At 60.4% G+C, this 18,833-nt stretch carries 17 protein-coding genes; 5 read left to right on the top strand and 12 right to left on the bottom strand.

The window, feature by feature from the left end:
• Positions 1 to 6 precede the first annotated feature (6 nt).
• From recN to THS5294_RS11960, 10 genes are all read right to left on the bottom strand, one after another.
• Positions 7 to 1,665, bottom strand: coding sequence for a DNA repair protein RecN (gene recN, locus THS5294_RS12005; protein ID WP_058123950.1), 1,659 nt, complete (start codon positions 1,663 to 1,665; stop codon positions 7 to 9).
• 43 nt (positions 1,666 to 1,708) lie between these two features.
• A complete protein-coding gene (locus THS5294_RS12000) occupies positions 1,709 to 2,539 on the bottom strand; it encodes an outer membrane protein assembly factor BamD (protein WP_038003617.1) in 831 nt (276 codons plus the stop codon).
• Positions 2,540 to 2,650: 111 nt separating this feature from the next.
• The gene (lpxC, locus tag THS5294_RS11995; protein ID WP_058124189.1) at positions 2,651 to 3,568 is read right to left on the bottom strand and encodes a UDP-3-O-acyl-N-acetylglucosamine deacetylase; all 918 of its coding nucleotides are present in this window, start codon (positions 3,566 to 3,568) and stop codon (positions 2,651 to 2,653) included.
• A gap of 232 nt (positions 3,569 to 3,800) precedes the next feature.
• Positions 3,801 to 5,381 (bottom strand): cell division protein FtsZ, encoded by a 1,581-nt coding sequence (ftsZ, locus tag THS5294_RS11990; RefSeq protein ID WP_058123949.1) that lies wholly within the window; start codon positions 5,379 to 5,381, stop codon positions 3,801 to 3,803.
• A 184-nt stretch (positions 5,382 to 5,565) separates the two neighbouring features.
• Positions 5,566 to 6,897: a cell division protein FtsA gene (gene ftsA / locus THS5294_RS11985; protein WP_038003610.1), complete on the bottom strand. Its 1,332-nt coding sequence runs from the start codon at positions 6,895 to 6,897 to the stop codon at positions 5,566 to 5,568.
• Positions 6,894 to 7,802: a cell division protein FtsQ/DivIB gene (locus tag THS5294_RS11980; protein ID WP_058123948.1), complete on the bottom strand. Its 909-nt coding sequence runs from the start codon at positions 7,800 to 7,802 to the stop codon at positions 6,894 to 6,896. The genes ftsA and THS5294_RS11980 overlap by 4 nt, the downstream gene beginning before the upstream one ends.
• Entirely contained in the window at positions 7,790 to 8,704 is a 915-nt protein-coding gene (locus THS5294_RS11975; RefSeq protein ID WP_170863221.1) for a D-alanine--D-alanine ligase, read from the bottom strand. The genes THS5294_RS11980 and THS5294_RS11975 overlap by 13 nt, the downstream gene beginning before the upstream one ends.
• Before the next feature lie 77 nt (positions 8,705 to 8,781).
• The gene (murB, locus tag THS5294_RS11970) at positions 8,782 to 9,720 is read right to left on the bottom strand and encodes a UDP-N-acetylmuramate dehydrogenase (protein WP_058123947.1); all 939 of its coding nucleotides are present in this window, start codon (positions 9,718 to 9,720) and stop codon (positions 8,782 to 8,784) included.
• Entirely contained in the window at positions 9,713 to 9,961 is a 249-nt protein-coding gene (locus tag THS5294_RS11965; protein WP_058123946.1) for a DUF2484 family protein, read from the bottom strand. Before THS5294_RS11965 ends, murB begins: the two co-directional genes overlap by 8 nt.
• Positions 9,962 to 9,971: 10 nt before the next feature.
• Positions 9,972 to 11,345 carry an FAD-binding oxidoreductase gene (locus THS5294_RS11960; protein ID WP_058123945.1) on the bottom strand — a complete coding sequence of 458 codons (1,374 nt, stop codon included), beginning with the start codon at positions 11,343 to 11,345 and terminating at the stop codon, positions 9,972 to 9,974.
• A gap of 100 nt (positions 11,346 to 11,445) precedes the next feature.
• On the opposite strand from THS5294_RS11960, the gene THS5294_RS11955 reads away from it, so the two are divergent.
• The 3 genes from THS5294_RS11955 (at position 11,446) to THS5294_RS11945 (ending at position 14,534) form a co-directional block, all read left to right on the top strand.
• Positions 11,446 to 13,116, top strand: coding sequence for a chloride channel protein (locus tag THS5294_RS11955; protein WP_058124187.1), 1,671 nt, complete (start codon positions 11,446 to 11,448; stop codon positions 13,114 to 13,116).
• A 43-nt stretch (positions 13,117 to 13,159) separates the two neighbouring features.
• Entirely contained in the window at positions 13,160 to 13,414 is a 255-nt protein-coding gene (locus tag THS5294_RS11950) for a hypothetical protein (protein WP_058123944.1), read from the top strand.
• An 82-nt stretch (positions 13,415 to 13,496) separates the two neighbouring features.
• Entirely contained in the window at positions 13,497 to 14,534 is a 1,038-nt protein-coding gene (locus THS5294_RS11945; protein ID WP_058123943.1) for an aldo/keto reductase, read from the top strand.
• A 4-nt stretch (positions 14,535 to 14,538) separates the two neighbouring features.
• Here THS5294_RS11945 and xth read toward each other — a convergent pair whose 3' ends face one another.
• Both xth and THS5294_RS11935 read right to left on the bottom strand, forming a co-directional pair.
• Positions 14,539 to 15,318: an exodeoxyribonuclease III gene (gene xth, locus THS5294_RS11940; RefSeq protein WP_058123942.1), complete on the bottom strand. Its 780-nt coding sequence runs from the start codon at positions 15,316 to 15,318 to the stop codon at positions 14,539 to 14,541.
• 78 nt (positions 15,319 to 15,396) lie between these two features.
• Positions 15,397 to 15,720 carry a HesB/IscA family protein gene (locus THS5294_RS11935; protein WP_038003902.1) on the bottom strand — a complete coding sequence of 108 codons (324 nt, stop codon included), beginning with the start codon at positions 15,718 to 15,720 and terminating at the stop codon, positions 15,397 to 15,399.
• Positions 15,721 to 15,809: 89 nt separating this feature from the next.
• On the opposite strand from THS5294_RS11935, the gene THS5294_RS11930 reads away from it, so the two are divergent.
• Both THS5294_RS11930 and argS read left to right on the top strand, forming a co-directional pair.
• Positions 15,810 to 16,946, top strand: a complete 1,137-nt coding sequence (locus THS5294_RS11930; protein ID WP_058123941.1) for a deoxyguanosinetriphosphate triphosphohydrolase — start codon at positions 15,810 to 15,812, stop codon at positions 16,944 to 16,946.
• Positions 16,947 to 16,998: 52 nt separating this feature from the next.
• Positions 16,999 to 18,744, top strand: a complete 1,746-nt coding sequence (gene argS / locus THS5294_RS11925; RefSeq protein ID WP_058123940.1) for an arginine--tRNA ligase — start codon at positions 16,999 to 17,001, stop codon at positions 18,742 to 18,744.
• Positions 18,745 to 18,833: the final 89 nt, after the last annotated feature.

Here is an 18,833-nt window from a genome sequence, read left to right as displayed (position 1 = left end):
CTGCTGCTATTGCGCCGCGTCGAGCAAGGCTTGTGCGGCGGCGCGTGCGGCTTCCGTGATGGTGTCACCCGCCAACATTCGGGCGATTTCATCAAGGCGTGCGTCATCACCAAGGGGCGTGACGCTGGATAATGTAGCCTCATCCACGACGCGCTTGGCGACCTGCCAGTGGTGCGCGCCTAGGGCGGCAACTTGCGGTGAGTGGGTCACAACCAACACTTGCCCACCATCCGCTAGCGCCTTGAGCCTGCGGCCCACGGCATCCGCCGTCGCGCCGCCGACACCGCGGTCGATTTCATCAAAGATCATCGTGGTCGACAGATCATCGCCAGCCAAACACACCTTTAGCGCCAGCAAAAACCGCGACAATTCCCCGCCCGAGGCGATCTTGTTCAAGGGTCCTGCGGGGGCGCCGGGGTTGGTGGCGACCTCAAAGGCAATGGCATCTATGCCCTCGGGGCCTTTGGGGGCCTCTGTCAGGCGGGTGACGAACACGGCGCGCTCCATTTTGAGCGGGGCGAGTTCGGCAGCCATGGCAGCGTCCAGCCGTTTGGCGGCTTTGGCGCGCAGGTCCGATAGGGTCATGGCGGCGGCGTCATAATCCGCACCGGTATCCGTCACGGCGCGACGTAGGGTGGCGATATCGCCCTCAGACGCGTCCAGCGCATCCAGTTTGGCGCGTAAATTCGCCGCCAATGCGGGCAATTCCTCGGGGGATACATCGTGTTTGCGTGCAAGCGCCCGAAGGGCAAAGAGCCGCTCCTCAACCGTTTCCAACTCAAACGGATCAAAGGACAATTGATCGAGGCAGGCCTCAACCCCGGCCTGTGCCTCACCCAATTCGACCTGCGCGCGGCCTAAGGCATCCAATGCGGCGTCTAGCGCACCCTCCGCTTTATCACGCGCCCCATCCAGCCAGCGCACAGCGTCGCTCATCCGGCCCTCAGCCCCGTTGACGCCAATAGCCTCAAGGCCTTTGGTGACATCCTCCCGGATACGTTCTGCGCCCTGCATCATCCGGCGGCGGGTATCGAGTGTGTCGTCTTCACCCGGTTGTGGGTCTAGCGCCTCTAGCTCGGCGGCTGCGTGGCGCAGGTATTCCTCTTCGGCGCTGGTTTCGGCCAACAGCGCCTCGGCCTTGTTCAACGCCGTTTCAGCCGCCGCGTGAGCCCGCCAAGCGGTTCGGACATCCGCCAGCAGTGCAGCAGAGCCCGCGAAACTGTCCAACAATGTACGGTGGCCGCGAGTATTCAAAAGGCCGCGATCGTCGTGTTGCCCGTGCAATTCCACCAGTGTTTCCGACAAAGCGCGCAGCACCTCACCCGAACACCGACGATCATTGACCCAAGCCGTCTTGCGCCCGTCACGCGTGTTGACGCGGCGTAGGATCAGCGTGTCGTCTTCATCCGGCAGGCCGGCTTCTTGCAAAATCGCATGAGCCGCATGATTGGGACCAAGCGCAAATTCGGCAACGACCTCACCCTGATCGGCGCCCGCGCGCACCAATTCCGCCCGCCCGCGCCAGCCAAGTACAAACCCCAACGAGTCGAGCAAAATGGATTTGCCCGCACCGGTTTCACCGGTCAGCACATTCAGACCCGGCTGAAACGCCAGTTCCAAGTGGTCGATAATGAGCATATTTCGGATATCGAGCGCGCGCAGCATCTAATCGAGCCTCGTGTTAGGTGGGGTCAGGCCCACCCCCCGGTTACAACCACGCGCCACGGATTGTGCGGCGATAAATGTCGACCAACCAGCCGGTGCCGCGCGGGGCTGCATCCAGCCCCTGACCGGTCAACTGCTTGAAGGCATCGTCATAGAAAGGCGAGCTTTGGAAGTTATAGCCGAGGATCGCACCGGCGGTCTGTGCCTCATCCCGCAGGCCAAGGCTGAGGTAGGCTTCAACCAAGCGCATCAATGCTTCGGGTGTGTGGCTTGTGGTCTCAAAGTCTTGGACAACGGCGCGGAAGCGGTTGATGGCGGCGGGGTAGTGCCCGCGCTTGAGATAATAGCGCCCGATTTCCATCTCTTTGGCCGCAAGGTGGTCAAACGCGAGGTCGAATTTTAGGATCGAAGAGCGCGCGTATTCCGAGCCGGGGTAGCGCTCAATCACAGTGCGCAAAGCTTGGAGCGCTTGGAACGTGAGACCTTGGTCGCGGCCCACTTGGTCGATCTGATCATAGTAGGACAGCGCCAGCAGGTACTGCGCATAGGCTGCGTCTTCGTCCGCGGGGTAGAAGTCGATGAACCGCTGGGCGGCGGCGCGAGAATTCTCGTAGTCGCCATCGGTGTGATAAGAAAACGCCGCCATGATCAGGGCGCGTTTGGCCCAATCGGAATAGGGATAGAGCCGCTCAACCTCATTGAACAGGCGCGCGGCTTCTTCTGGATCATCGCTGGCCAATTGCACTTCGGCGCGCTGAAAGATTTCTTGAGGACCAAGGCTTTGCAGCACTTCGGCATCTGTTGGGCCTTGCGAACACGCCGACAAAAGCGCCACGAGGGCCGCACTCAGCAGTATGGATTTCCCGCCTATCATTCGATCTTGGCCTCTTGCCCTGTCAGGTGCCGTTCCCTTGGTCGAGAACTTGTACAAGGTCTAGCATAGGACGTGTAGGGACAAAAGTGGGATTGGACGTCTGGTCCGTGATCAAACGGCAGCCAAATCCGACATGTGCAGGCCTGCGCCGGGCAGATTGTCGAGCTGTGTTTGCGTGCACGTCACAATGCGGTAGGCCAGTGGATCGGCGAACAGCGCGTGCAGCAGTTTGTTTGTCAGAGTGTGGCCCGCACGAACGCCAGTGTAACGCCCCAAAAGCGGGGCCCCAGCCAGTGCCAGATCGCCAAGTGCGTCGAGCATTTTATGACGTACGGCTTCGTCCGCGTGGCGCAAACCGCCGGGTGACAGCACTTGGTCGCCATCGACGACGACGGCGTTGTCATAGGTCCCACCAAGGGCAAGGCCATTTTCGCGCATCATCTCCACATCGGCTTGGCGGCAGAATGTCCGGCTGTTTGCGAGCTCGCGCACGAACGTCCCGTTCGCCAGTACCAACCGCTTTTCTTGGTGGCCGATAGCGGCGTCCGTGAAGTCGATGGAAAAATCCATCTCAGTCGTTTTGGCAGGAGAGAGGGTCGCGGTGCTATCACCTTGTGTCACACTGACTTGGCGCAGAACTTCAATCGCGTGTACGGGTGCATCCAACACCTGAAGGCCGCGTTTCATGATCGCTTCAACGAAAAGAGCAGCGGAGCCATCCAAGATCGGGACCTCTGGACCATCAATTTCGAGCAGGGCGTTGTGCACGCCGCAGCCAGCAAGTGCAGCCATCACATGCTCGACCGTCGAAACCTCGATGCCATCAGCATTTACCAAGCGGGTACACAGCGGGGATTGTACCGCCGAATTGTAGCGCGCAGGGATCATCGCATCCCTGTCCGCAACGTCCGTCCGGCGGAACCATATCCCGTAGGACGCCGAGGCCGGATGTATCGTCATGCGTACCGGAGCGCCCGAGTGAAGGCCAACGCCAGTAAAGCGGATCAGAGATTTGAGAGTTGTTTGCACGCGGTGCCCCAATAAACGCGAGGTTTGCCCCGCTGACATTTGACCAGTGTGCTATCTGCTGCTGGATTATGCCGCAATTAACGGTTTGTGACGCCCTGCAACATTGCTAAAACCCATCGGCGGAAAATTGCCGCTCTGCGGCGTAACCATATTTAAGTCGCTGATATGAAAAGAAAGAAGCGGCTGTTATCCACAGCCGCTTCTTCAGAAGTCGTGACGGGTTAACCCGGCGTTAATTCGCCTGACGGCGGAGGAATGCGGGGATTTCGATCCGGTCATCCTCGGCATTATCGGTGGATGTTTCACCACGATGAGCCGTTCCGCCAGCCTGTTGGCTGGGGCGGTGTGCGGTCATGGGGGGCTCTTCGGTGTGACCTGTCATGCGACCGATCAGACCACCGATCCCACCAAACCGTGCCTTTTCAGGCTCAGATGTGGGTGCAGGTGCGCCTCTGCGCTCACCGCGGACGACCGCTGCGCGCAGCTGCGCCATTTGCTCGGGCGATGGGCCGGGTGCTGCGGCACGAGGCTCTGCCACATAGGCTTCGGACTCGGGCTCTGCGAATGCGGCCGAACGAGCCGGTTCTGGCGCGGGCTGGTAGGCCGGGGGCGGCAGGTCGTCCGAGCTGAGAATGTTCTCAGGGTTGTCCTGGTGATCATTCATTTCCATCGAGTCGAAAAAGCTTGGCTCTTGTGGAGCTGCTTGCGGTGCGGGCGCTGCCTCAACCGGTGCGGCTTGTGCGGCCACAGGCTCGGTCACAGCTTCGACTGCGGCCTCAGCGCTCGCGGCTGAGATTGGCTCCGCCATGCGGCGACGGGGCAGGGGCATTTCCGAGCGGTTTTCAAGCGCATCAATGCCAGTAGCCACAACGCTTACGCGCATCACGTTTTCCATCGACGGGTCCATTGTGGAACCCACGATGATGTTCGCGTCTGGGTCGACCTCTTCGCGGATGCGGTTGGCGGCTTCGTCCAGTTCGAACAGGGTCAGGTCATAGCCGCCTGTGATGTTGATCAGGACGCCCTTGGCGCCACGCAGCGAAATTTCGTCCAGCAGTGGGTTGGCGATGGCCTTCTCAGCGGCCTGCACGGCGCGATCTTCGCCCGTGGCTTCGCCGGTGCCCATCATGGCTTTGCCCATTTCATCCATGACAGCGCGCACATCGGCGAAGTCGAGGTTGATCAGGCCTGGGCGTACCATCAGGTCAGTCACGCCTTTGACGCCTTGGTAAAGCACGTCATCCGCAAGGCTAAAGGCCTCGGTGAAGGTGGTTTTTTCGTTGGCCAGGCGGAACAGGTTCTGGTTGGGAATGATGATCAGCGTATCAACGACCTTTTGCAGGGCTTCGACACCCTCTTCGGCCTGACGCATCCGCTTGCCGCCCTCAAACTGGAACGGTTTGGTCACAACACCAACAGTCAGCACGCCCAATTCGCGGGCCGCCTGAGCGATGATCGGGGCCGCACCCGTACCGGTGCCGCCACCCATACCGGCGGTGATAAAGCACATGTGCGCGCCTGCCAGCTGGTCAACGATTTCTTCGATCGTTTCTTCAGCGGCGGATGCACCCACGGCGGGGCGTGCGCCAGCACCCAAACCTTCGGTCACTTTCACACCCATCTGGATGCGTGCCGAGGACTTGGAGTTTTGCAGAGCTTGCGCGTCCGTGTTCGCCACGACGAATTCAACGCCCTCCAGTTCCTTTTCGATCATGTTGTTGACCGCGTTGCCACCGGCTCCGCCAACACCAAAAACGGTGATGCGGGGTTTCAGCTCGGCCTCAGCGCCGGGCATGGAGAGGTTTAATGTCATTTGCTCTGTCCACCTGTTAATGCGATCGCCCTCGCTGCCTCGCCGGCGATCAACCTGTATTGCTGGCCTCAAAACTACCGAAACACACCGCCATAGTCACCCAAAAAGTGCAAAATTGCCACAAAATGTAGGTAATTTTGCGGGGGCGTCGGCGGAGTCTTGCGGATCGGTCTATATCTGGGGGCTACCAGTTTTCCTTGAACCACCGCAGTGCCACCCGCAGGGATCGGGTGTGGGCGCGCTCGGCGATCACGTCGAAATCCCACCACTCATCTTGGGGGTGCGCGGCTGTTACGCTTAGGCCCACGCAGGCTGAAAAAGCGGGTCCTGTGGCGGCCTGCGGGAGGCCTTGAATACGTAAAGGACGCCCCAGACGGATTTGATTGCCAAGGTATTTTGCTGCCAGCCCATCCAGCCCGGGGATCTGGCTGCCGCCGCCCGTCAGGACAATGCGCTGACCGGGCAAATGGCGGAACCCTGCGTCGTCCAAGACGGCGCGGACCTCTTCCAAGATCTCTTCGACGCGAGGGCGCATCACGCCGATTAGCTCGGCGCGGGTGATTGTGCGGCGGTCATGTTCCCAATCGCCGGTGTTGCCCTCAAGCTCGATGATGTCGCGATCATCCATTCCCGTGGCGACCAACCCGCCAAATCGTGTTTTGATTCGCTCCGCTGTTTGGCAGGGGATTTGCAGCCCGCGTGAGATGTCGGATGAGATATGCTCACCCCCCATGCGCACGGTGTCACTATATATCATGTGCTTGCGCATGAAGATTGAGACAGAGGTTGAACCCGCGCCCATGTCGATACAGGCCGCACCCAGTTCTTGTTCGTCTTCGACCAACGAAGACGTGCCCGCCATATAGGAGGCCGACGCAAGGCCCGCGACCTCTAGGTCGCAACGGTGGATGCAATGGATCAGGTTGTTCACGGTATGGGCATCAACGGTCAGCATGTGCATATCGACGTGCAGAGTGTTGCCAATTTGACCGCGAGGGTCTGATAGGCCAGAGCGATGATCGAGCGCAAAGTTCACGGGCTGCGCGTGCAGCACCATCCGATCGTCGCCGATAGGGGGTGTTTCGCAGGCCGACAAAACGCGGCTGACATCACGGTCCTCTACGGCGCCGCCTTCAACCGATACTTTGCCAGCCAACCCATAGCTGCGCGGACGGCCACCAGCAAAACAAGCAATCACATGATCAACGCGCACATTGGCCATTTTCTGGGCGGCCTGGACGGCGGTCCGAATGGCGCGCTCGGTCTCGGGCAGGGTGTCGACCTCACCAAAGCGCACGCCGCGCGATTGGGTCGTGGCCGCGCCAATCACGCGGAACCGGGCTTGGCCTGCCAGCGCGTTCGAGGTTTCGTCCGTTGAGGAAAGCGCCTCATCAAACCGCAGCACGAGGCAGGCGGTCTTGAACGTTCCGACATCCAGAATTGCGATGACACCCCGTTGCATCGCGGCTTGGCGCCCTTTGCGCATCGCCCGCTGTGCTTGGTAGAAATCGTTCATCTGTTGCCCCCCTCATTTGCCATTAGTTCAATATCTTTAATGCGACGCCATTCGGTCCGGGCTGCGGGACGCATCCGCAGGGTGGGCCGTTCAGCGTTGCGGTAATCAATTGCGACGATGTCGCGGTTAAAGACGTCCTGCGACGCATGCAGCGCCATCGCGCGGTCAAGCGCGCGTTTTGGTTGTTCTGTTGGCAGCATGATGCGGATGTCGTCCTCTAGAACCACGTCCCACCGTCGCGCGCCGATCCGTTGCAGCCCTACAAGTCGATCCGCCAGGGGGCTTGCTGCGCGCAACAGGCGTAGCGCCTCGGGGATGTGATCCTCTGCTCCAAGTCCCGCGACTTGCGGCAGGTCTGGACGGGCAGATGCGCTTGCCACGGCTTTGACCCGGTGCCCGTCATTGGCCAACAATTCAACCGCCTCGCGGGAGCGCCAAACAACCGCTGGGCTGCGCTCAATCACGTCGATTGTCAGCAGGCCACCGGGCTTGATCCGAACATCTGCGGATTGGATCGGGCCCAATTCCTCAAGCAATTGTTTAAGTTCATTGAGGTCGAGCGCGAACTGGCTGACGGGTAGATCAATTGGCAAAACCTCTTGGATGTCGAGGCTCAGCTCATCAGAGGCACCGTCAATTGACACGAGCGTGATCATGAACTCGGGGCGTTCCTCAACCGCGCGGCGGACTTCGGTCGCCTTATCAATCAGGCCCTCAAGGCGGGCTGTGTCGGCGACGTACCAAAGCACGCTGCCCCCCAAAAAGCAGATAGGAAGTCCGGTGCGCACCATCGCGCGAAACAGTGGGGTGAGCCAAAGACGTTGCACGCGGTAACGCCAGCGCGACGGCGCGGGATCCGGCATAGCAGCCATCGCCGTGCGGCGGAGGAATTTTAGCGCGCGCATGAGGCATCCTCCACGATCCAGCGGCACAGCTCACCAAACGAGATGCCTGCGGTTTGAGCCTGCTCAGGCGTCAGCGATGTAGGGGTCATGCCGGGCTGTGTGTTCGTTTCCAACAGGATCAAACCGTCTAGGCCCTTGGTGTCGTCCCAGCGGAAATCGGTCCGGGTCACGCCGCGACAGCCCAAAGCAGCGTGGGCGCGTAGGGCGTAGGCTTCGCAGGCGGCTGCGATTTCGGGGGGGATGTTGGCGGGTACCACGTGTGACGAGCCACCGGCCTCGTATTTCGCGGCGTAGTCGTACCAACCGTTGGTCACAATCTCGGTTACGCCAAGCGCGCGGTCCCCCATGACGGATGTCGTCAATTCGCGGCCGGGCACATAGGCCTCAACCATGACGAACTCCGGCATGTCGGCGTCCCACTCCGGGGCGGGGCTGTTTGCCTCCATCACGAGGTAAATGCCAACGCTCGACCCGTCGCGGTTGGGTTTGACCACATAGGGCACGTCCATCACGTGACCGGCGCGCACCGCGTCAGACCGGGCAATCATGCTGCGCACAACCGGAAGGCCCGCAGCGCGGTAGACATCTTTGGTGCGGGTTTTGTCCATCGCCAGCGCCGAGGCCAAAACCCCAGAATGGGTGTAGGGCAGGCGGAGCCATTCCAGCACACCCTGCACACAGCCGTCCTCGCCCCACTGACCATGCAGCGCGTTGAACACCACGTCGGGGGCGGCGGCTTTAAGGTCGTCCACAAGGGTCGGGCCCGCATCAATCTGGTGAACAGTGAACCCTTCCGCGCGCAAAGCTTCTGTGCATCCTTGACCTGAGGACAAAGACACCTCCCGTTCGGAGGATTGGCCCCCCTGTAGGAGAGCGATCACTTGGGGTGCCCTGCTCGACATACCCAATCCTGTGTAAGGTGGCTCGACTGTTTTCAGACTGAGCCAATGTACTGCCATTTGGTCCGCTTATTCGAACCTTAGTCTTGTTTTATCTCCGGGGCGGGCGTGCCGATCCGGATCACTTCCCAGTGTAGCTGAATTCCGCTGTTTTCGTAAACAGTTTTCCGGACCAATTCGCCAAGATTTTCAAGGTCGGCGGCGGTTGCGGTGCCTGTGTTGATCAAAAAGTTCGGATGTTTTTCCGACATTTGCGCCCCGCCGAGGCGAGCGCCTCGCAGGCCGGCGTCTTCGATGACCTTCCAGGCCTTTTTCTCGTGGGTGTCATCTGCCTGACCGGTAGAGCTATAGCCCGCCGGATTTCGAAATGTGCTGCCCGCGCTGCGGTCCTTGGTGGGCTGGGTCGCGTCGCGCTTGGCGAGTTGGTCGGTCATGCGAGCCTCTAGGGCTTCGGGGTCACCTGCTGCGGCGCGCAACCGGGCCGAGATGATCACACAATCGGCGGGCAGGTCGCTGGTGCGGTATCCAAGGCCAAGCGCATCTGCGGGAATGACCCGCAACGCGCCGGTGCGTTCTACCACTGTGATGTCGATCAAGTGGTCGGCCATGTAGCTGCCATAACACCCTGCATTCATACGTACGGCGCCGCCGATGGCCCCCGGGATTGTCCGCAAAAATGTGAGGTCCCGACCTGCGGCAGCGGCCTTGCGGGCGACATGGGCGTCAAGGGCTGCGGCACCCGCCGTGACGATATCGCCTTCAATCTCGATGCTGTTAAAGCCGCGCCCCATTCGGATCACAACGGCATCCAATCCACCATCGCGGACGATCAGGTTTGACCCGACCCCCATGGGAAAGATCGGAACCTCGGGAGTGAGGGCAGCCAGAACAGCCTGCAAATCCGCAACGTCCGCAGGTTGAAACACAACGCGGGCCGGTCCCCCGACGCGCAGCCATGTTAGGTCCGCTAGGGGCTTTTGCGGTGTCACCTGTCCGCGTGTGGGGGGGAAATCAATCACGCCGTAGCCTCCGTCTGATCCAGTGGCCTGCGTAGATCACAGGCCAGCGTAGGACAAGGCATCCAACGATGAAACCCACCGCAGCCGCGCCCCAGCCCGCACTCAGCCCCAACCAGATGAGGATGGGGACACCGGCGGCGATTAAGGCGTAGGCAGCAGGCCAGCTTTGCTTGGCGCTTAGGATCACGCTCAAAAGCCACGCGGCAATGACCCAAAGACAGGCTGCGATAAAGGCCGCCACGCGCGCGGCCTCAGTTCTGGCGCACAAGCTTGCCGGGGTTCATCAGTCCGTCAGGGTCCAGCCCGCGCTTGAGCGTGCTCATGACATCCCACGCGGCCCCGTGTTCGCGGGCCATATAATCCAACTTGCCCATGCCGACGCCATGCTCACCTGTCGCGGTGCCGCCCATGTTGAGCGCGCGCTCAACCATACGGCCCGATAGCGCCTTGGCGGCTTGTAGTTCGGCCGCGTTATCCGGCTCGACCAACAGGATTGCATGGAAATTCCCGTCGCCCGCGTGCCCAAGGATCGGACCGGGGATGGAGCTATCGGCGATGTCGGCCACGGTTTCCTCAACCGCCTGCGCAAGCCGAGAGATCGGGACGCACACATCCGTCACCAGCGCAGTCGCACCGGGGCGGGAGGCGAGGATGGCGTAATAGGCGTTATGGCGCATATCCCACAGGCGGCGGCGTTCCTCTGGTTGTGTGGACCACGCGTAGCCTTGCGCCCCGAACTCCTCGGCAATCTCACCAAAGCGGGCGGCATCCTCGGCCACGGCACGCTCCGAGCCATGAAATTCGATCATCAGGTGTGGCATCACCGGCATCTCGGCCCCGTCGCGGGCATTGCATGCGGCGACCGAGGCTGCGTCCAGAAACTCAATCCGGGCCATCGGGATGCCCATCTGGATCGTGGCAATCACGGCATCCACGGCGCCGGAAATCGTGTCAAAGGCGCATACGGCGGCTGACGTCGCCTCGGGTATGCCGTGCACGCGAAGGGTCAATTCAGTGATGAGGCCGAGGGTCCCCTCGGACCCAACAAAAAGCGAAGTCAGGTCGTAGCCTGCGGATGATTTGCGCGCGCGGGTGCCTGTCCGAATAATGCGCCCATCGGCAAGGACGACTTCGAGCCCGCGCACGTTGTCACGCATAGTGCCGTAGCGCACGGCGGTGGTGCCCGATGCGCGCGTGCTGGCCATGCCGCCAAGCGAGGCATTCGCGCCGGGATCAACGGGAAAGAACAACCCTGTTGCACGCAACTCTTCATTTAACTGCTCGCGCGTCACGCCGGGCTGGATGACAACATCCATATCCTCGGAGTGGATATCGAGCACTTTGTTCATGCGGCTAAAATCGACACTAACGCCACCGCGTACCGCACTTGTGTGCCCTTCAAGCCCGGTGCCCGTGCCCCAGCCGATGACGGGCACGCCGTGCGCCGAACAGGTGCGCATGATGGCCGAAACCTCCTCTGCGGTTTCGGGGTATGCGACCGCATCTGGGGGTAAAGTGGGGAAATGTGTCTCAGAGCGGCCATGAAGGGCCAGATCGGACTTGGACAGGCTTAAACGATCGCCTAGGGTTTGGGAAAGTTGCGTGCGGGCCGCTTCTGATAACATCTTCGCCTCCTCGGTTTGGCGGACTATAGGCCAGCCGCTGCAAGGACAAAAGAGTGGGACTGCCGGTTTGGCGAACCCTGAACATACCCCGAAACGGCCTTTGTGGAAGGCGCAGCTAACGCAGGTTGGTACGTCATGTGCGCGCGCATGGGGGGTTGTGCGGACACGTGGCCCAAGCCAAGTGCAGTTTTGGTTCATCGCGCTGATCGTGGGGGTCGCAGCGGGCTACGCGGCCGTGGGCTTCATGCTCGGGATCGAGCGTTTGCAAGCTGCTCTCTATGGTACCGAGGACGTACGCCACCTTCATTCCTTTGCCGAAACCCTGCCTTGGTTTTGGATTTTGCTGCTTCCAGCGGCAGGTGGGTTGATCGTTGGGCTGATCTTGCACTTTTTCACCCCCGATGGCCGGGTCCGGTCGGTTGCGGATGTGATCGAAGGGGCCGCGATGAATGATGGCCGCGTGGAAAAACGCGCGGGTCTTGCGTCAGCGGTGGCCTCGATGATCACGCTGTCGTCGGGCGGATCCTCTGGCCGAGAGGGGCCTGTGGTCCACCTTGCGTCTGTGATTTCAAGCTGGGTATCGAACCGCATTTTGGCCGATGGGATCACGGCACGCGACCTGTTGGGATGTGCGGTTGCAGCAGCCGTTTCGGCCAGTTTCAACGCGCCAATCGCGGGCGCGCTCTTTGCGCTTGAGGTCGTGTTGCGCCACTTTGCGGTGCATGCCTTTGCCCCGATTGTGATCGCTTCGGTTGCGGGCACGGTCATTAGTCGGACCCATTTCGGCAACGTGACCGAATTCACACTGCCCGGAGACGTGAATGCGCTGGGCTTTTACGTGGAATTGCCCGCCTTCATGATCCTTGGCCTGTTGGCGGGATTGGTGGCGGTTGTCCTGATGCGTGCGATCTTTTGGTGCGAAGATTTAGGCACATCGATCCAAACCAACCTGAGAATGCCGCGTTACCTGCGGCCCGCTGTGGCGGGGCTGATGCTGGGGGCCATTGCGATCTTTTATCCTCACATTATTGGTGTCGGGTATGAAACCACGTCAGAGGCACTGACCGGCTCGCTTTTGCTGCATGAAGCGATTGTGTTTTGCATGATCAAGGTCGCGGCCGTCGCCATCACGATTGCTGGGCGCATGGGGGGCGGCGTGTTTTCCCCGTCGCTGATGGTTGGGGCGCTGCTTGGGTTGGCGTTCGGCTATATCGCCACGCCGATTTTCCCCGAGGTGTCTGGATCCGAAACGCTTTACGCCTTGGCGGGGATGGGGGCCGTTGCCGCGGCGGTTTTGGGCGCGCCGATCTCAACTACATTGATTGTGTTTGAACTAACGGGTGACTGGCAGACCGGCTTGGCCGTGATGGTCGCGGTGTCACTCTCCACGGCGCTGGCGTCTCGCTTGGTCGATCGCAGCTTTTTCCTGTCACAGCTAGAACGGCGCAATATCCACCTCGCTGCGGGGCCACAGGCCTATCTGCTAGCGTTGTTCCGGGTGTCATCCGTGATGCGTTATCCCAACCACCCCCGCGCCGCAGACCCCGTTCGTGCGCGCGAAGTCTTGAACGAAGGCTTTTTCGTCACGCCAGAGGCGACGTTAGAGGCTGCGATGCCGATGTTCGAACGCGCGCCCGTTGATTATATTCCCGTCGCGCGCTTTGGGGCCGATGATGCCGCCCCTGAAATCATCGGGGCTTTGTTCCATGTGGATGCGCTCAAAGCCTATAACCGCGCGCTTGCGGCAACGGCAGCAGAGGAGCATTCGTGACAAACGGGTCGTGATTTTCTGTAGAAAATATTAAGTTTGCGGCATGACAGAAATGTTGCTCACCTCCGGTGCAGGCGGCGCACCGGGGGTGGAAACACGGTGGCATTTTGCGGCGATGCCACGGGTCGATACGGGTGGTGCCGCCCCGCGGTTTGATGAAGACATACGCATGTGGCAGCTAGAGCGGCGCCGCGCCCGCATGGCGCCGCCCGCTGCGTGGTCTGTGCGGGCGCAGGTTGAGGCCGCATGTATGAGTCCATTAATCACGCGCCCGGCCTCACTATCGGGGGCTGCCTGATTTTCAGGTGCCGCGCGGTATTGGCTATATCGGCTTGTAACTTGGAGTGGCTTTCGGAATGGTGGCTAAAAAGGATATCCGGATGCGCAAAATTCCTCTGGGGCAAAGTGATACGCTGTTGCCTGAAATCACACTTGGCTCAATGACTTGGGGCTCCCAGACCTCCGAGTCGGACGCCTATCTCCAGCTCGATTATGCCACCGATCGTGGCATTGACTGGGTAGATGCCGCTGAAATGTATCCGGTGAACCCGATACTTGCCGAAACTGTGGGCGACACAGAGGCGATCATTGGTCGGTGGCGGGCCAAAACTGGTGGCCGTGACATGAAGATCGCGACCAAAGTATCTGGTGCGGGCATGAAGGCGGTGCGGGACGGCGCACCGATCTCTGCGGCGACGATTGAGGCGGCGGTGGATGCGTCTTTGCGGCGACTTCAGGTTGAATGCATCGACCTTTATCAGTTTCATTGGCCCAACCGTGGCAGCTATCATTTCCGTCAAAATTGGACCTATGCGCCGCCTGTCAACAAAACTGAGATTTTGCGCGATATGGAGGCCTGTTTGCAGGCCGTGGATCAGTTGGTTGCGGCGGGCAAGATTGCGCACTTTGGTCTGTCAAATGAGACGGCTTGGGGGCTTTCGCAATGGCTCCGGCTTGCGGATGCGGGGGCGGGTCCACGTGTGGCCGCGATCCAGAACGAATACTCTCTCATGGCGCGTTTGTTCGACACCGACCTAGCGGAGGCTTGCGCGCTAGAACAGGTCACGTTGCTGGCGTTTTCGCCGCTGGCCACCGGATTGTTAACGGGCAAGTATCAGGGGGATGCAATCCCCGCAGCATCGCGCAAGACGTTAAACCCAACTTTGGGTGGCCGCCATCAGCCGCGCGCCTATGAAGCGGTGAACGCCTATCTGGCGGTGGCCGCGAAACATGGGCTTGATCCCGTGCACATGACGGTCGCGTGGCTGCAAACGCGGCCCTTTCCGGTCACGGCCCTTTTGGGGGCTACAACCCAAGATCAGCTAGAGCACGGCTTGGACGCGATCGGCCTGGAACTGACCGCGGATGTGGTCGCGGATTTGGACGCAGCTCACCGCGCCCATCCCATGCCATTCTGAGGAGCTAGATGTCCAAATCGACCCAAACAGGCACGTGGTCCGAGGGTTTCTCGCGGCCACGGACCTCCGCCTCAATCCAGCAGTCCCGGAGCAGGTCGGCACAGTCGGGGCTCAGCAGGAAGTGGTCAATGCGGATGCCGTCGTTACGGTTCCACGCGCCAGCCTGGTAGTCCCAGAATGAATAATGCCCGGGCCCGTTTTTGCGGGTGCGGAAGGCCTCCGTCAGGCCAAGGTTTAACAGTCGGCGGAACGCAGCGCGGCTTTCGGGGCGGGCCAGCGCGTCCTCGCGCCACGCGTCCGGGCGCGCGGCGTCCTCATCTTGGGGGATGATGTTGTAGTCGCCGGCCATTAGGAACGGCGTTTCTTCTGCCAAAAGGGCCGCTGCACGCGCTTCTAACCGCTCCATCCACGCCAACTTGTAGTCGTATTTGGGGCCGGGGCAGGGGTTCCCGTTGGGCAGGTACAGCCCGCACAAGCGCACCGCTTGTTTGCCCACAACGGTGGCCTCGATCCAACGGGCTTGTTCATCCTCGGCGTCGCCGGGCAGACCCATGGTGATGTCTTCTAGGGGCAGTTTCGACATGATCGCCACGCCGTTGAAGCCCTTTTGCCCGTGGGTGTGAACCGAATATCCCAAGTCTTCGAAGTGGGCGCGGGGAAAAGCCTCATCCACCGACTTGATCTCTTGCAACAGGGCGATGTCTGGCGCGCTTTGCGTCAGCCAGTCCGTCAGCGCGCCCATGCGCGCCTTGATGCCGTTGATGTTGAACGTCGCGATTTTCATGGCCACCCTTCCGCTGTTGCCCCGTGTCTTAAGCAGGGCAAACTGGAATGTCACGGGGCAAGCGGCCCTAGTGGGGCGCTACATCGAAAAGCTGACGCCGCAACCGCAGCTAGAGGACGCGTTCGGATTATCGATCACAAAGCGCGCGCCGATCAATTCTTCGCTAAAGTCGATGGTGGCCGCGGCCAGAAACGGCAACGACACCTCATCGAAGACTACGCGTTCCCCCTCACTCTCGAGGATGAGATCATCGTCTTTGGGCGCGTCGAGCGTGATTTCATACTGAAATCCCGAGCAGCCGCCGCCATCCACGGCGATCCGCAGGGCTTTTCCCTCTTTTGCGGCACCAATCTCAGCAAGGCGTGCAAAGGCGCGGGGCGTAACTTTGGGAGGAATTTGCAGGTCCATCGGGAGCCTCTTTTTACTTGCGGTGGTCAACGACCGTTGCACCCAATATAGAAGCCTGACGTTAGCGCCACAAGAGAGGGCCCATGCCCGTATCCTTTGCCTGCGACCCCGCCCAAAGCCGGGGCCGGCTTTTCCCTGAACGGGAAAGCACCTTTCGGTCCTGTTTTCAGCGGGATCGTGACAGAATTATCCATGCCTCGGCCTTTCGGCGGCTCAAACATAAAACCCAAGTTTTTATCGAGCATGAGGGCGATTATTTCCGTACGCGCCTGACCCATTCAATTGAGGTCGCACAAGTTGCGCGAACGATTTCGGGGGTTTTAGGCTTGAACGCTGAGCTGACCGAAGCTGTTGCACTGGCCCATGACCTTGGCCACACGCCCTTTGGTCACACGGGGGAGGACGCGTTGGATGCGCTGATGAAACCCTACGGCGGGTTCGACCACAACGCACAGGCCATTCGGATCGTCACCAGCCTAGAGCGGCATTATGCACTTTGGGATGGCTTGAACCTCACGTGGGAAACTCTTGAAGGTATTGCAAAACACAATGGTCCAGTGGTGGATGATATCCCTTATGCGCTGGCCGACTATAACGCGCAGCACGATTTGGAATTGCACACTCACGCCAGCGCCGAGGCGCAGGTGGCGGCCCTTGCTGATGACATCGCCTACAACAATCATGACCTGATGGATGGGCTGCGCGCGGGATTGTTCACGGTTGAAGATATCTTGCACCTGCCGCTGGTGGGGGCATGCTTTGCCGAAGTGGACAAATTGCACCCCGGCATCGACGACCGCCGCCGCCAACACGAAGCGCTGCGGCGGTTTTTTGGCCTGTTGGTTGAGGACGTGATCGCGGTCTCGCGCGCGAACCTTGAGGCCATCACTCCCCAAACCGCCAGTGATATCCGTCACGCGGGCCGCATGGTTGTGCAGTTTTCGCCCGCGATGTGGCGCGATCTGCGCGAGGTGCGCAGTTTTCTCTTTGCCCATATGTACCGGGCACCCAATGTTGTGGCCAAGCGGGCCGAGGTCACTGAGGTCGTCACGGACCTATTCCGCGTTTTCATGAATGACCCCAGTCTTTTGCCCACCGAGTGGGAGGCCGAGGTTGCTCAAGCAGATGAGCTGGCGTTGGCCCGTTTGGTGGCTGATTACATCGCTGGCATGACCGATCGCTTCGCTTTGCAGGCCCATGCGCGCCTTGTGGGTGCTTGAACTCCGCCGCTGCGCTGCTAAACGATGCGACAAACCTGAAGGACGCCCCCATATGAACCTGTTCGCTGATATTCGCGCCGCCGTTATCACCTCGCTCACTGCTATGACCCAGGATGGGACGCTGCCGGAGGGGTTGGATTTTGCCAACGTCGCGGTTGAGCCACCACGCGATGCGGGTCACGGAGATATGGCGACGAACGCGGCGATGGTTTTGGCCAAACCCGCCAAGAAAAAGCCCCGCGATATCGCGGAGGCGTTGGCCACCAAATTGGCCCAAGATCCACGGATCGACAGTGCCGAGGTCGCAGGCCCCGGCTTTTTGAACCTCCGGCTCGCGCCCGTGGTCTGGCAGCAGGTCGTAGCGGGCGTTTTGGCGCAGGGCACAGGCTTTGGTCGGTCCGACATGGGGCAGGGGCGTAAGGTCAATGTGGAATACGTCTCCGCCAACCCGACGGGGCCGCTGCACGTGGGCCACACCCGTGGCGCAGTCTTTGGCGACGCGCTGGCGGCTTTGCTGGAATACGCGGGCCACGTGGTAACGCGTGAATATTATATCAACGATGGCGGCGGGCAGGTCGACGTGCTCGCGCGGTCTGTTTACCTGCGCTACCTTGAGGCACACGGCCAAGAGGTCGCGTTTGAGGATGGCACATACCCCGGTGACTATCTGATTGGCGCGGGCCAAGCCCTGAAGGACAAAGTTGGCGACGCCTATGTCGATCAACCCGAAGACGTGTGGCTGGCTGAGGTGCGCGGTTTTGCGACCGACGCGATGATGGACATGGTGCGGGCGGATTTGGCCGACTTGGGCATCAAAATGGATGTCTTTTTCTCTGAAAAATCCCTGTACGGCACGGGTCGTATTGAGGCCGCGATTGAGGATCTCAAGGGCAAGGGCCTGATCTATTGGGGCACACTCCCACCCCCCAAGGGCAAAATCCCTGACGATTGGCAGGCGCGGGAACAATGGCTGTTCCGCTCTACTCAATACGGTGACGATGAGGACCGCCCGGTCCAAAAATCTGACGGCGCTTGGGCGTATTTTGCGCCCGACATCGCCTATCACTATGACAAAGTGCAGCGCGGCTTTGATGCCTTGATCGACGTCTTTGGCGCCGATCACGGGGGTTATGTCAAACGGATGAAAGCGGCTGTCGCGGCCCTGTCCGAGGAACGCGTCCCGCTGGAGATCAAGCTCGCGCAGATCGTGCGGCTGTTCAAAGACGGCGAAGAATTCAAAATGTCCAAGCGTGCGGGCACTTTTATCACCGTACAAGACTTGCTGCGTGAAGTCGGCAAAGACGTGACGCGCTTCATCATGCTGACGCGCAAAAATGATGCACCGTTGGATTTTGACTTCAGCAAGGTCACTGAGCAGTCCAAGGACAACCCTGTGTTCTACGTGCAATATGCGCACGCACGGGTGATGTCAGTGCTGCGTAAGGCCCAAGCCGCAGGGTTGCCCTGCACAGACGCGGACCTGACGACGGCGGATCTGAGCCTGCTAGACCACCCGGCCGAACACGCATTGGCCGCCAAGTTGGCCGAATGGCCCCGTCTTGTCGAAATCGCGGCCCGCACGCATGAGCCGCATCGCGTGGCGTTCTACCTGTATGACCTCGCGTCTGAATTCCACGGGTTGTGGAACCGCGGCAATGATGTCCCGACATTGCGCTTCCTCCAAGAGGATAACCCGGCCGCATCGGGTGCAAAAATCGCCCTCGCACGGTCCGTTTCTGTTGTTATTTCAGCAGGATTGGGTATTTTGGGCGTAGAACCGGCGCAAGAAATGCGGTGAAGACCCGATAATCGGGCACCCGCAACGTCGGCGAGCAGAGCAGTTTAATAGCCCCTATCTACCCAAGTTCGGCTTGGGTGGACCTCCCT

The organism is Thalassobacter stenotrophicus (assembly GCF_001458315.1).
Classification (GTDB): Bacteria; Pseudomonadota; Alphaproteobacteria; order Rhodobacterales; family Rhodobacteraceae; genus Thalassobacter; species Thalassobacter stenotrophicus.
Note: the sequence above shows the minus strand (reverse complement) of the source record. Positions and strands in the feature narration are given on the sequence as shown.

What these genes read in the sequence shown, in the direction of transcription:
- ftsZ (WP_058123949.1), bottom strand. Translation starts at nt 5,381, where the DNA reads ATGACATTAAACCTCTCCATGCCCGGCGCTGAGGCCGAGCTGAAACCC.
- THS5294_RS11980 (WP_058123948.1), bottom strand. Translation starts at nt 7,802, where the DNA reads ATGCGCGCGCTAAAATTCCTCCGCCGCACGGCGATGGCTGCTATGCCG.
- THS5294_RS11975 (WP_170863221.1), bottom strand. Translation starts at nt 8,704, where the DNA reads ATGTCGAGCAGGGCACCCCAAGTGATCGCTCTCCTACAGGGGGGCCAA.
- argS (WP_058123940.1), top strand. Translation starts at nt 16,999, where the DNA reads ATGAACCTGTTCGCTGATATTCGCGCCGCCGTTATCACCTCGCTCACT.
- recN (WP_058123950.1), bottom strand. Translation starts at nt 1,665, where the DNA reads ATGCTGCGCGCGCTCGATATCCGAAATATGCTCATTATCGACCACTTG.
- THS5294_RS11950 (WP_058123944.1), top strand. Translation starts at nt 13,160, where the DNA reads ATGACAGAAATGTTGCTCACCTCCGGTGCAGGCGGCGCACCGGGGGTG.
- THS5294_RS12000 (WP_038003617.1), bottom strand. Translation starts at nt 2,539, where the DNA reads ATGATAGGCGGGAAATCCATACTGCTGAGTGCGGCCCTCGTGGCGCTT.
- THS5294_RS11930 (WP_058123941.1), top strand. Translation starts at nt 15,810, where the DNA reads ATGCCCGTATCCTTTGCCTGCGACCCCGCCCAAAGCCGGGGCCGGCTT.
- THS5294_RS11960 (WP_058123945.1), bottom strand. Translation starts at nt 11,345, where the DNA reads ATGTTATCAGAAGCGGCCCGCACGCAACTTTCCCAAACCCTAGGCGAT.
- THS5294_RS11945 (WP_058123943.1), top strand. Translation starts at nt 13,497, where the DNA reads ATGCGCAAAATTCCTCTGGGGCAAAGTGATACGCTGTTGCCTGAAATC.
- xth (WP_058123942.1), bottom strand. Translation starts at nt 15,318, where the DNA reads ATGAAAATCGCGACGTTCAACATCAACGGCATCAAGGCGCGCATGGGC.
- ftsA (WP_038003610.1), bottom strand. Translation starts at nt 6,897, where the DNA reads ATGAACGATTTCTACCAAGCACAGCGGGCGATGCGCAAAGGGCGCCAA.